Annotated in this window: 8 protein-coding genes and 2 pseudogenes; 5 read left to right on the top strand and 5 right to left on the bottom strand. The window is 44.1% G+C overall.

What is annotated here, in order from left to right; translation table 11 throughout:
- Positions 1-2: 2 nt before the first annotated feature.
- The 4 genes from AK966_RS00095 to AK966_RS00110 all read left to right on the top strand — a co-directional run bounded on the left by AK966_RS00095 (position 3) and on the right by AK966_RS00110 (position 4707).
- Positions 3-983 carry an HlyD family secretion protein gene (locus AK966_RS00095; RefSeq protein ID WP_099078794.1) on the top strand — a complete coding sequence of 327 codons (981 nt, stop codon included), beginning with the start codon at positions 3-5 and terminating at the stop codon, positions 981-983.
- An 18-nt stretch (positions 984-1001) separates the two neighbouring features.
- The gene (locus AK966_RS00100; protein ID WP_099078793.1) at positions 1002-2189 is read left to right on the top strand and encodes an ABC transporter permease; all 1188 of its coding nucleotides are present in this window, start codon (positions 1002-1004) and stop codon (positions 2187-2189) included.
- Positions 2186-3337, top strand: coding sequence for an ABC transporter permease (locus tag AK966_RS00105; protein WP_119463307.1), 1152 nt, complete (start codon positions 2186-2188; stop codon positions 3335-3337). The genes AK966_RS00100 and AK966_RS00105 overlap by 4 nt, the downstream gene beginning before the upstream one ends.
- Before the next feature lie 713 nt (positions 3338-4050).
- A complete protein-coding gene (locus AK966_RS00110) occupies positions 4051-4707 on the top strand; it encodes a nitroreductase family protein (protein ID WP_099078791.1) in 657 nt (218 codons plus the stop codon).
- Positions 4708-4901: 194 nt separating this feature from the next.
- Here the strand turns inward: AK966_RS00110 and AK966_RS20380 are convergent.
- Positions 4902-5103 (bottom strand): annotated as a pseudogene (locus AK966_RS20380) (integrase); the annotation flags it as partial.
- Positions 5104-5542: 439 nt separating this feature from the next.
- On the opposite strand from AK966_RS20380, the gene AK966_RS00120 reads away from it, so the two are divergent.
- Positions 5543-5815, top strand: a complete 273-nt coding sequence (locus tag AK966_RS00120; RefSeq protein WP_119463308.1) for a hypothetical protein — start codon at positions 5543-5545, stop codon at positions 5813-5815.
- A 299-nt stretch (positions 5816-6114) separates the two neighbouring features.
- On the opposite strand, the pseudogene AK966_RS00125 reads toward AK966_RS00120, so the two are convergent.
- The 4 genes and pseudogenes from AK966_RS00125 to AK966_RS00140 form a co-directional block, all read right to left on the bottom strand.
- Positions 6115-7190, bottom strand: a pseudogene (locus tag AK966_RS00125) (HlyD family secretion protein).
- Between the two features lie 270 nt (positions 7191-7460).
- The gene (locus AK966_RS00130) at positions 7461-7943 is read right to left on the bottom strand and encodes a porin family protein (RefSeq protein WP_099078817.1); all 483 of its coding nucleotides are present in this window, start codon (positions 7941-7943) and stop codon (positions 7461-7463) included.
- Positions 7944-8169: 226 nt separating this feature from the next.
- Positions 8170-12114 carry an ATP-dependent RNA helicase HrpA gene (gene hrpA / locus AK966_RS00135; RefSeq protein WP_409119912.1) on the bottom strand — a complete coding sequence of 1315 codons (3945 nt, stop codon included), beginning with the start codon at positions 12112-12114 and terminating at the stop codon, positions 8170-8172.
- 257 nt (positions 12115-12371) lie between these two features.
- Entirely contained in the window at positions 12372-12884 is a 513-nt protein-coding gene (locus AK966_RS00140; protein WP_099078778.1) for a general stress protein, read from the bottom strand.
- Between the last annotated feature and the right edge of the window lie 287 nt (positions 12885-13171).

The raw sequence follows: 13171 nt of genomic DNA on the forward strand, positions 1-13171 counted from the left end.
TCATGGTAGCAAAATCTTTAAAACCCACTCTACTTTCTCTTTGCGCTCTCGGTATCGCTTCTTGGGTTGGCTATCAATTTTACCACGCATACCAACCAGAACCAGTTCGCCTACAAGGTTTGATCGAAGCTCAACAGTACACGATTTCGTCAAAAGTACCGGGGCGTATTGATGATGTCCTCGTACGTAAAGGCGATGATGTCGAAAAAGGTCAGCTTATTTTCACTCTGCACAATCCCGAGATAGAGGCTAAACTAGAGCAAGCTAAAGCCGAAGAAAAAGCGGCGGGCGCATTGGCATTAGAAGCTGAAAAAGGCGCACGTGAACAACAAATCCAAGCAGCAAAAGATCAATGGTTAAAAGCAAAAGCTGCAGCAAGTTTGATGAACAAAACGTACCGACGTGTGGAAAATTTGTACAATGATGGCGTCATAGCAGAACAAAAACGTGATGAAGCTTTCACTCAATGGCAAGCGGCAAAATACACCGAAAGTGCCGCTAAGCAAATGTACCAGATGACAAAAGAGGGAACGCGTACCGAAACTAAAGTTGCCGCTGCTGAAAAAGTTAAAATGGCAGCTGGTGCCGTAGCAGAAGTTGAGGCTTATGTGAAAGACACCAAAATCTTTAGCTGGTTTGATGGTGAAGTATCACAAGTGTTATTGCAAAGCGGTGAACTCGCTCCACAAGGCTTCCCTGTGGTCACCGTTATCGATATTCAGGACTCTTGGGCAACCTTGAACGTTCGGGAAGATCTTCTGAATCACTTCACCAAAGGAACGACCTTTAATGCTTACCTGCCTGCGCTAGATAGAGAAGTGGAGTTCAAAGTTACTCATGTTGCTGTGATGGGTGATTTCGCAACATGGCGCGCCACTGATGCATCTAAAGGGTTTGATCTTCGTACTTTTGAAGTGGAAGCCCGACCAACCCAAGAAGAGTCTGGGCTGCGTGTGGGTATGAGCGTTGTGGTTGAACTTTAATGGCATTGGTTTAACTCTATGACGATTCCTATCTCACAACGACAGATCCTACGGCGCGATAAATGGTTATTTTCGTGTCTGACTTGGCTTCCTGTCTTATTAGCCGTCACCATTTGGGGTGTTTTCTCTATTGGCATTGCAAGAGATCTACCCATTGGCATGGTAGATTTACAACATTCCCAACTCTCACGCAAAATGATGCAGACCTTGGATGCATCACCAACTTTGTCGATAAATTTTCAGTACAATAGTGCTTTAGAAGCAAAGACCGCCATGATTGAAGGTGACATCTACGCGTATGTAGTACTCCCCCATAATTTAGATCAGGACATTCTTCAGCATCGCCAACCGCAGATATCCGTGTTCTTCAACAGCCAATATATTCTGGTTGCAAAGCTTATCAGCTCAGCAGTGGAACAATCATTTGGCTACTTTGATGCGCAATTAGAAGCGATGAGTAATCTGGCAAAAGGTAATACTACTATGCTAGCCGCTCTTGACCAGGCTGTGCCAATTTCTACTCAAATAACTGCACTATTTAATCAAAATACTAACTATGCTCAGTTCTTGGTTACGGCTATCGTCCCGGCTATTTGGCAAATTGGCATCGTGGTGAGCACCATCTTGATCCTTACTGCACACTTTCGTATCTATGGAAACAAAGCAAACCGTTTTGCGTTCTTGGGAGAAAAACCCATTCAGCAATTGGCTAAGATTCTTAGCCAATACATTCCAGTGTTTATGCTTCAAAGTGCCCTCTTCCTATACTGGTTTTACGTTTTGTTAGATTGGCCAATGGAAGGCAGCTTTACTGTCATGTTAATTGCACAGTTCGTTACCATTATCGCTTGTATCATTATGGGGGCATTGTTTTTCTTCCTACCGATGGATCCTGCACGTGCGATGAGTTTTGCTGGAGCCTTTACTGCGCCTAGCTTTGCTTTTATGGGGATTACGTTTCCAGTGTCTGATATGAACGCATTGGCTCAGGCGTGGCGTGGATTATTGCCTATCACTTACTATATTGAAGTGCAGATCGACCAAGCTAACTATGGTGCTAGTGCGGCTCAATCTCTCAGCTCTATGTGGCCAATGATTGGTTATACTATTCCCCTAATGCTCACCGTCGTACTTGTGCTCAAGCATCGTGATGCTGCGATTAAAGACAGCATGGCAAGCAATAACGATCCACAGGAGGCAGCATGAGTTTTTGGCAATTGATTAAAACTGAATTTCGCTCAGTCTTAACCAACCCAGTCGTCGTGCTTACTGTATTTGGTGGTGTGGTGTTTTATTCATTTTTGTATCCACTCCCCTACGCACAGCAAACCCCGCGCGAACAACCTATCGCGGTTGTTAACTTAGATGGAAGCCAAACGAGCTTAACACTGGAGCGCATGGTGGATGCGACCCCACAAGTGAACATTGTTGCCCGTTTATACACTATTGCTGATGCAAAAAACGCATTTTTCAATCGTGAAATCACCGGTTTCTTGGTGATCCCAGAGCACTTCTACAAAGATTTAATGTTAGGTAAAAGCCCAACTCTGGCTTACGCCGCTGACGCCTCTTACTTCTTGGTTTACGGCACAGTGGTAGAAGGATTAGCACAAGCCGGTGATACGTTAAGTGCGCAAGTCAAAGTAAGTAAAATGCTCATTGATGGCGTACCATTAAATATGGCAAGCCACGATTATTCTGCATTCAAGCTCAACATGAAACCGACCTTCAACCCAACCATGGGATACATCGAGTATGTTGTGCCCGCGGTATTCGTACTGATACTACAGCAGACTCTGATCATGGCGGTGGGTTTGCAAACGGGTACGCAACGCCATGGGCGTGGTTATTGGTCACAAGCATCAACCGGCGCTTTATTGCTCGCCAGAACCTTAGTTTTTGTTGCAATCTACTACCTACTTAGCGCGTATTACTTTGGTTTTAGTTTTGAGCGCTTAAGCGTCAACCGCGTTGCAAACCCGAGCGAATTGCTCACCATGTTACTGCCATTTTTACTCGGATGCTGTGGCTTGGGATTATGGCTCGGTTATTTACTACCACGACGCGAACTGGTCTCTGTTGTCGTACTTGTTAGCTCGTTGCCATTAGTCTTTTTAGCGGGCTTTATTTGGCCGGTTGAATCGATTCCGGCCCCCCTACTTTGGTTTGCAGACTTAAGCCCAAGTACATGGGCAATTAAAGGCTTTTTAGCACTCAACCAAATGGGCGCAACGTGGCAACAAGTGGCGCAATATTGGACGGGGCTATGGGGTCTAACACTGCTTTGGGGAGGCGTGGCGTATTGGATTGCAAGACGTAATACCAAACCAGTGATAACAGAAAGCTTGAGTTAACGGCTTTTTATCCAAATATAGAAAGGGGCTCACGTAGCCCCTTTTTGTTTGCGTAGATATTCTAGTGACTGAGTTGAGCGGAAGAATCACTGACTCATTTCATGGACAATTCTGATTTACGATGTGCCACTGAGAAAGTTCTGGGCATGACGAATGGAAGTAACACATCTCATCGTGAGTCATGCTGATTTTTTGTTCTTTCTCTTCGTGTCTAGATATTCTTGATACTTCTTAGAAAACCACTGATGTAAGTGCAGCCCCGTATTTTTCTTTACCAAGTACGCGATGAACGCCAAGACCAACATACCTATAACTGTACCCATGATGCACCCCGTATTTTAAATAAAAACTAATTAACAGCACGTAAAGCATGCTTATATGAATTGTGGCATTGACTCTATCTTAACTAAAGTTAGTGATTTTGATACTGATTTTTTAGCTGTGTGGTAACAGCAATGAGTCGTGTTTTGGACTGCTTTGTTTAGCAAAGGCTATACATTAGTTTTTGGTTTGTTCAAGTTCAAATCAATCAACGTTGAAAACTTTGGAGCAAAAGCGTTTCAGTGTTTTACCAAATTGGTAAATTATGGATAACTACAAGTATCAAAAGTCGCTTAACTTGATGTCCAGTATTGTGGAGCAGTTCAAATATTTAAACTTGATATTTTGTACTAGGCTTTAATAGAAAATCAAACACCTAATAAGGACATACAATGAATCAAATCATCAAAGATTTGCACTTTCGCTATACCGTTAAGCAGTATGACTCCAGTAAGCGTATTCCTTTAGATAAAATTGAGATAATTAAAGAAGCGATTCGGATGTCAGCCTCATCCATTAACTCCCAACCTTGGAAATTTTTGTTATTGGAAAGTGACGAGGCCAAACAGCGTTTCCACAACACATTTGCTATCAAGTATCAATTCAATCAACACCACGCCCTTGAGGCATCTCATGTCATTCTTTTTGCCTACAACCCTAAGTTCACGAAAGAGCAATATGCGCATTGCGTAGATGTTGAAGTAGACTCCGGCCATCTGCCGGAAGACATGTATGACAATATGCTAAACGGAGGCTTCTCGTTCGCGGAAGTGAACACTGATGATGCAGGCTACAACGGCTATTGGACTAAAGCGCAAATGTATTTGGCGCTTGGGAATGCTCTGCACACCTTGGCTCGATTGGAAATTGGTTCCACACCCATGGAGGGAGTCGATACGGCCCTGATAGGACAAGCGTTCGAAGAAGAATTAGATGGCTTTGTTTGTGAGGTAGCCTTAGCTATGGGATATCCGAAAGAAGATGAAGATTATAATTTCGGGTTGCCAAAAGCTAGATTACCAATCGATGAAATATTCAAAACACTATAACGTGTTGATTGGATTGAAATGGTTGACTTCACTGCAATGCCAATAAATGTTTTTACTCATCGATGACCACTCTCGATTCGAAAATGATATTCAATGATGAGTAGCTAGAAACTAGCCCTGAAACAAAGAATTTGGGAATTTTTGTGTTTTATGCCCCGTCAGCACACATGTATGAAAAGCTTGTATCCGTCCTTCTAGCAGTCCGTTTGCTCAGAAAGTCTCAGAGCGTCTTCTAGTTCAACTCCGAGGTATCTAATAGTATTATCTAGCTTCGAATATCCAAGAGAGCTGTACGGCCCTGATGTTTTTCGTTCTGGCATAGATTAAAGTGGCTTTGGTGCGGCGCATGGAATGTGTGCCGTAATAGTCAGCATTCAATCCCAGTTTTGCAGCCCAGTTCTTGATGATCGTTTTCAATCTCCAGCCTAGTTCTGATCCGCCAGATCTCTTCAAGCTTAAATGGTCTTTTGATGCCACTGCATTTTCCAGAAGTTAATTTTCTCATGATGACCTCCTCCCAGTGTTTTTGGTCAACATGAAGTTTGGCAGTCATATTTAGTAGGGTTCAGGAAGAACTGAAACGTTGGTGGACTTCCTGCTGCTCATGAAGGTGATAAGTTAGTTTGTGGTGGGCCTCCAGATCCAATAAAAGAAGGCTCTAGCTCAGTCAAATTAATGGTAAAGCGGCAGCTCGTGTTGATGACAGTACAGTTCATGGCGGTACAATTGTCATTGGAAACGCGACTTTACTCATTGGTGATCAGGGCTAGCGTGGCCCAAATGAAGCGACATTACCCGCTTTCCCTTAGAGCATGGAAGAAGTTGAACACCGCGAATGATGGCGGTCAAAGAAAGGCTTGAAACCGCCAAGACCGAAGGTCAAACCGCCCAATCACCTTACACTACTGAAGATAAGATGTACGCAGTGCATAATCGAGATGGGCGTTATTTGGTACGCATTATTCCAAGCGATTATGATGGGGATAGTGGCACTATAGGCAAGCCTGGCGATCAAACCTATTGGCCCCCCACATACACCCAACTTGAGTACGCCGATTCTGAGCCTGAAATGATTTGTAAAGCAGTGGGTATCCCGCCGCATGTTTGAGCGACCATTTTCTAGCGGAACCAACAATCGTCGAGTTTGGTATGGTTACAGCCCTTATAAACCAGAAATGCTTATCAAACTGGCTGACTTATATAGGCTTTTCTAGAACTTTGTGTTGAAAGGCGCTGATGGAACAACCTCAGCGATGAGGTTAGGAATCGCAAAAGACGCGGTTTCAATTGAAAAAGATTATATACCATGGAAAAACAAAGGAGAGCTAATCCTCTCCTTTGTTAGCACCACATTAGCCAAATGCCTTGGCCAAAACTAGACCTTTTCAGTTATCGCATCTCTTGTTTCTACAAGGCCATTAAATACGACTTCATTGCAGTAAGACGCATTGTTGCCCCGCCAATCATATCGATAAACCCGACCGCTGCAGGTTTCTTCGCACTTATCCAAGCTTGTCCAGTCGCACCAATCGGAATGTCGTAACCACCATTCATATTCTCATCAAACTCGATAAGAACCGTGCGACCGTGAGCACTCATGTTATTACCAATATGCTGGCGAACGTGTTGATCACCCGGCATTAGGCTAACTTGTGCTTCACCGGTGCCCGTTCTCACACTATGGACACGTCCACGGAAGGTTTTTCCTGGAAATGCATCGACATAAAACTCAGCAAACTGACCCGACTCAATCAAGTTATAGGTTTGGTCTGCAATACGCATCTCTACGAATTTTCGTGAAGTATCATACAAGTGGATCCCTCCAAAAATAGTGCCCGCAGAAATATTAATTAAGCTAACCTGGCCATCAAATGGCGCGCGAACCTCTTTTCTATCGTCTTGCCAGCGTGCTGTTTTTAGTCGTGCGTCTACCCCTGTGATTTGCGAACGTACAGCTTGAATCGATGCATCCACTGCTGCTGCCGCTGCGCGTGCCGTATTAAGTCTCGCTCGAACATCTTCCAAGTTTTGCTCTGCAGCAAAGTTGCCCATTTTGCTTAAGCGCTTATAGTTCGCTTCAATGTTTTTGATGGCGTGCTCATCCGCGAGCTTTTGTGCTGCATGCGCTGTGATTTGTGCATTCAAAGCTTGCTTTTCTGCTTGTAGTGCTTCAATCGAGCTTTTTGTGTCGACACTCACTTGCGTATAAAGCAACTGACCTTTTTTCACATTTTGGTTGTGATCAACAAAGACTTGATCCACTTGCATCATCATAAAGGGAGCCATGTCGCGTGAGGGGCTTTGACTGTTGTGGAGTTGGTCATATCGACCGGAGACCACATACGGTGCCCAAGAAATAGCACGACCAAAATACCCAAACCAACCCCAACCATTTTCACTGCATTGCGAAGATTCCATGTAATGATCCCCATTTTGACTAAGATCCAGCAAATCAAAATATAAGGTATTAGCATCTCTTTCATGATTGAGCTTCCTCTTTAACCTTTTTCGACAGGCGAATAAATGATTCTGTAACACTCACGATCAAACGATGTTTCTAAGAGCCAATTGAACAGATCAGTTGGCTTTTTTTTATTCACCACTTTTTGAAGATAATCGCTTTTCTGTGATTTAAATTTCACATTGAACAACAGCACGACAATTCGAATATTGCGCCAGCGGTCATACGCTAGGTGAAAAAAAACACCAGCGAATACCGGTGTTTTTCATATTAATCATCAACATATCAATGATTATAGGAAATGCAGTGTTGCGTTTAGAGAGAGCGAACCGATATCTTCTTTACCCGCTGTGTAGTTCATGTAGCTTGCGCCAACCGACATTGGACCAAAGATGAAGTATTCCGCACCTACGCCGTACATCAGATCAATATCATCATCATTTTGACCGCCAGAAACTTTCTTATCCCACTGGTGAATACCACCTTTCGCGTATACGTGAAGTGGGCCAAAGTCGATGCTTGGCTTGAGCGCTGCGTAGTAAGAAGTCATTTTAGCCTCTTGTCCTACTGCGTTCTTGAATTCACCGTGCTGAGTAACACCCGCTTCGATACCGATGATTGGCAAAATACCGGTACCTACGTGTACTGAGTATGACGTATCAGTTTCGCCTTTGTAGTCAGACTGACCTACAGTAGCGCCACCGTAAATCCATGAGTCTGCCATCGCCGCAGAAGATGCACCTAGAAGTGCCACTGCTAATAAAGTTTTCTTCATCATCAACCTTTGTTTTTTATTATTACCAACACCGCAATTCAAGTCTGGCTTTGGTACTACAAACATAAGAGAGGCAAAACTTTGCCTCCTTTATGACTTTAATGTGTCATTTTTTAGCATCAAGCAAATTTCATACCAGTTAAATTTGCATTCAAAAAAGACAGACCTATAAGGTACGTTTTTACAAATCCATAACTGCTTAAATCAGACTCGCCATTGATATAAATTAACAAGCATCAATGGCGTTTTTGATTCGTTTATCAGAAACCGGATATGGGGTGCCCAGTTGTTGAGCAAAGAAGCTCACACGAAGCTCTTCTAACATCCAGCGTACTTCTTTCACGTTGTCCGGAATCACCATGCCTTTCGGAATTTTATTCAGCAACTCTTTGTAATCGTTCGTCACTGACTCAATCTTCAACATGTGCAAACGGTCTTTGTTTGGATCAATTGGCAACTTCTCCATACGACGCTCAATCGCACGCATGTAACGCAAGATATCTGGCAGACGCTTCCAACCACACTCGGTCGCAAAGCCCTTGAAAATCAGACCTTCGATTTGTGCTTTGATGTCTGACAAAGCAAACGCCATGGTGAAATCAATTCGACCTTTCAGCTTCTTGTTAATGTTGAATGCTGTCGTCAAAATGGTTTCCACTTGCTGCGCAATCTCTACCACAGTGTCACCAAGCTCAGCACGAACGTATTCTTTCAGAGATTCAAACTGATCTGGCTCCCATGCTAAACCACCGTGCTGCTCAATCAACTTATCAACACCACATGCGATACAGTCATCAATCAGATCCAGTACCTTTCCATACGGGTTGAAGTACAAGCCCAGCTTCGACTTATTCGGTAAATTGCTGTGTAAATACTTAATTGGCGACGGCACATTTAACAGAATCAAACGACGCTGACCCGCTTGCATAGCCGTCACCTGTTCAAACTCGGTTTCGTACAGTTTGATTTCAACACTGTCTTTTGAATCCACCAGCGCCGGATATGCTTTCACATCGTAGCCGCCACGTTTTTGCTGATAGACCCTCGGCAGTTCACCAAAGCTCCAAGTGCGCAGACCTTGCTGTTCGATATCATCATCCGCCACTTTAGAAAGGGTCTCCTGAACTTTCTCTTTTAGACTCTCTTTTAATTCGTGCAGATCTTTGTTTTCTTTCAGTTTACGATTTCTATGGTCAACCGCACGGAATGTCACCTTCAGGTGTTCCGGAACTTGATCCATATTCCAATCTTCGCGACGAACCTCTACACCAGTCATGCGGCGGAGTTCTTTTTCCAAAGAATCCAGAAGTGGTGCATCCATTGCCGTTGTACGTGCTAAAAAGGCATCCGCGTAATTGGGTGCTGGCACAAAATTCTTACGAATGCTCTTTGGCAATGATTTGATCAGGCTAACGACAAGCTCATGACGCAGGCCTGGGATCTGCCAATCAAAACCCGCTTGTTCTACTTGGTTTAATATTGGCAGTGGCAGATGCACCGTGACACCATCACTATCCAATCCTGGTTCAAATTGATAGCTAAGCTTCAACTTCAAACCATTTTGATGCCAGAAATTTGGATAATCAAAATCGGTCACGTGACTCGCATCACCTTTGAACAGCATTTCTTTTTCAAAATTGAGCAGTTCTTTATTATTTTTAGATGCTTGTTTCCACCACGTATCGAAGTGCTTGCCTGACACCACTTCCGTGCCGACTCGTTGATCATAAAAATCAAACAACTCATCGTCATCGACCAAAATGTCACGACGACGAGACTTATGTTCAAGTTCTTCAACTTCTTGCAACAATTTTCGGTTTTGCTTAAAGAAGGCATGTTTGGTTTCCCACTCACCTTCTACCAGAGCACTACGAATAAATATTTCGCGACTGATGACAGGGTCGATACTGCCGTAGTTCACCAAGCGTTTGGGAACAATGGGCACCCCGTAAAGCATCACTTTTTCATGTGCCATCACCGCAGCGTTTTTCTTCGACCAGTGTGGTTCACTATAACTGCGTTTGATCAGGTGCTTCGCTAACGGTTCAATCCATTCTGGTTGAATCTTTGCGATGATACGGCCCCATAATTTTGAGGTTTCCACCAGCTCAGCTGACATGATCCACTTTGGCTGTTTCTTGAATAAGCCAGACGCAGGGAAGATATGAAAACGAGCATTACGAGCACCTTGGTACTCATTCTTCTCTTGGTCCTTCATACCAATATGAGACAGCAAACCAACCAAGATAGCGCTGTGAACACTTTGGTATGCGCCCGGCTCATCGTTGAGTTTGTAATCCATCTCGCGCATCGATTGGTGGATTTGGAAGTACACATCTTGCCACTCACGTACTCGTAAGTAGTTCAGGTAATCCTGTTTACATTGTTTGCGGAACTGGTTACCCGTTAGCGCTTTTTGCTGCTTCTGAATGTAATCCCACAAGTTCACCAACGTCAGAAAGTCCGAGTCCTCATGGAAGAATCGGCGATGTTTATCATCAGACGATTGTTGTTTGTCTGATGGACGCTCACGTGGATCCTGTATCGACAATGCAGCCGCAATGACCATAATTTCTTTCAAACAGCCAAATTTAGGTGCTTCAAGAACCATACGTGACAAGCGTGGGTCGATAGGCAAACGCGCCAACTGGCGACCACTTGCGGTCAGGCGTTTCTTCGGATCTTTTGCATTTGGATTAATCGCACCCAGCTCTTCAAGTAGACGCACACCATCTTGAACATTGCGTTTGTCTGGCGCTTCCACAAATGGGAAGGCTTCAATGTCACCCAAGCCAAGCGCGGTCATCTGAAGAATAACGGAGGCTAAGTTGGTACGTAGGATTTCAGGGTCTGTAAATTCTGGACGAGCGTTAAAATCATCCTCTGAATACAGTCGAATACAGATCCCCTCTTCCACACGACCACATCGACCTTTACGTTGGTTCGCACTCGCTTGTGAAATCGGCTCGATTGGAAGACGTTGAACCTTAGTTCGGTAACTGTATCGGCTGATACGCGCTGTACCAGGGTCGATAACGTACTTAATGCCCGGTACGGTCAACGAGGTTTCTGCTACGTTGGTTGCCAGTACAATACGACGGCCAGCATGTGGTTGGAAAATCTTGTTCTGCTCACCAGCCGACAAACGTGCGTAAAGCGGTACGATCTCGGTACTTTTCAGATTACGCTTAGACAGTGCATCTGCGGTGTCGCGGATTTCACGCTCGCCGTTCATAAAAATCAGAATATCGCCTAAACCTTCATCGCACAGTTCATCGACCGCTTCAAAGATACCTTCTAGCTGATCACGATCGTGATCATCTTCACCACCTAGTGGGCGGTAACGTGTTTCTACTGGGTAAGTACGACCCGAAACCTCAATGATGGGTGCATTGTTGAAATGCTTTGAAAAACGCTCGGGATCGATGGTTGCCGACGTAATGATGATTTTTAGATCAGGGCGACGTGGTAACAGTTCTTTCAGATAACCCAAGATGAAGTCGATGTTTAAGCTGCGCTCGTGCGCTTCATCGATGATGATAGTATCGTATTGATTTAAAAAGCGGTCATGCTGAATCTCTGCCAGCAGAATACCGTCAGTCATCAGTTTTATTTGTGTTTTTTCAGAGATTTGATCGTTAAATCGAACCTTGTAACCAACAAACTCACCCAGCTTAGTTTCCATCTCCTCAGCAATACGGTTTGCGACCGAACGTGCCGCAAGACGACGCGGCTGAGTATGACCAATTAGACCAAACTTGCCTCGCCCGAGCTCTGCACAGATCTTCGGTAACTGTGTCGTTTTACCTGAGCCAGTTTCACCTGCGACGATAACCACTTGGTTTTCTTCAATCGCTTTAGCGATGTCGTCTCTTTTTTGGCTAACAGGAAGAATAGGTGGGTATTCAATCTTTGGTTGATAGTTGCCACGTATTTCTACGTCCATCATAGACTGAGCAATGTCTAAGGCGATTTCATCGAACACGGCATTACGCGCGGCATCCTTTTTGATTTTACTCGCTCCGGAGATGCGTTTGCTTAAACGAAAACGGTCTCGCAACATGCACTGTTCCAGCGCTTTGCGAAGTGATGCTGCATTATTAGCATGCGCCTTTTGCTCTGCAGCAGGCTGTTCAAGCTTTTGCTTTTTTGGGGGCAGTGACGAAGTCAAAGCGTTTCCTATTCTTTTTATTACACAAAACTGGGGGAATTGTACCACACAAGGGCAAAAACGGGATAACGGAAAGGTTTAGTGATAAGCTATTCACACGACCAAATAACTCTAATACAAATTTGCTCTTGGATAGAAACAGTTTTCCACAGTAACCGCACATTTTTTCGGTTTCAGAAATACAAAAAGCTCCAGAATAATGGAGCTTTTTGTATCAAGGTTAATTCAGTAGCCTGAAATCAGAAAAAAATCCACTATTATGCTTTTGCTTTGATGGTCTCAAGTTCATAATCGGCCAAAATTGCTTTCGCTTTTTTAATATCTTCTGCATCACCATGGACAATAACTAAGAATTTGTCAGCTTTGATTGCTGAATTATATTTAACGATACTATCTTTCGGCACACCAATGCTCGCAAGTGCTCCACCGATAGCGCCGAGACCTCCTGTAAGTACCGCACCTTCAAGCGCACCAACAAGGGTAGAGACTATCGGGCCTGCTATCATCAGAGCGCCGACACCTGGTAACCAAAATAAACCTGCACCAAACAACGCGCCCCACAGTCCTCCCCAGAAAGCCCCTGTCGTACCCCATTTTTTGACTCGATCTCCAGTATTGTAGAAGCCCGACACGTGCTCCTCACTATGGTATCCTTTACCTAGAATCGAGATTTTAGCTACATCATAGCCTGCATTTTTAAGCGTTTTAATGACGTCTTCAGCATCAGTGTGGGTTTCAACAACCGTAATGATTTTTTCTTGATCTTTCATTCTATATCTCCAATAGAATATCCATAGAAAATAGAACGTACCAACTTCATGCCATTACTTGGACTAGCACTTTCACCGTATTCACTAAAAGAAACCCGCACATCAGCGGTATTTCGTGACCATAGTGATACTTCCTGAGTATAGAACATCGATATGAGTTGAGCATTTTGTGGCATTACCTTGTTGAGATTTTGCCACGCCGAACAATAGCATGCACCGTTAGCATAAAAGCCAATGCGTTATAAAACGACTACACGTTGCTCATGCGTGTTGGATACTGAGCTTCT

It is taken from the genome of Vibrio sp. PID23_8, assembly GCF_003584965.1.
In the GTDB taxonomy this organism is placed as follows: Bacteria; Pseudomonadota; Gammaproteobacteria; order Enterobacterales; family Vibrionaceae; genus Vibrio.

Coding starts and splice junctions, on each gene's coding strand:
- AK966_RS00100 (WP_099078793.1), top strand. CDS start 1,002: ATGACGATTCCTATCTCACAACGACAGATCCTACGGCGCGATAAATGG.
- AK966_RS00105 (WP_119463307.1), top strand. CDS start 2,186: ATGAGTTTTTGGCAATTGATTAAAACTGAATTTCGCTCAGTCTTAACC.
- AK966_RS00110 (WP_099078791.1), top strand. CDS start 4,051: ATGAATCAAATCATCAAAGATTTGCACTTTCGCTATACCGTTAAGCAG.
- AK966_RS00130 (WP_099078817.1), bottom strand. CDS start 7,943: ATGAAGAAAACTTTATTAGCAGTGGCACTTCTAGGTGCATCTTCTGCG.
- AK966_RS00140 (WP_099078778.1), bottom strand. CDS start 12,884: ATGAAAGATCAAGAAAAAATCATTACGGTTGTTGAAACCCACACTGAT.
- AK966_RS00095 (WP_099078794.1), top strand. CDS start 3: ATGGTAGCAAAATCTTTAAAACCCACTCTACTTTCTCTTTGCGCTCTC.
- AK966_RS00120 (WP_119463308.1), top strand. CDS start 5,543: ATGATGGCGGTCAAAGAAAGGCTTGAAACCGCCAAGACCGAAGGTCAA.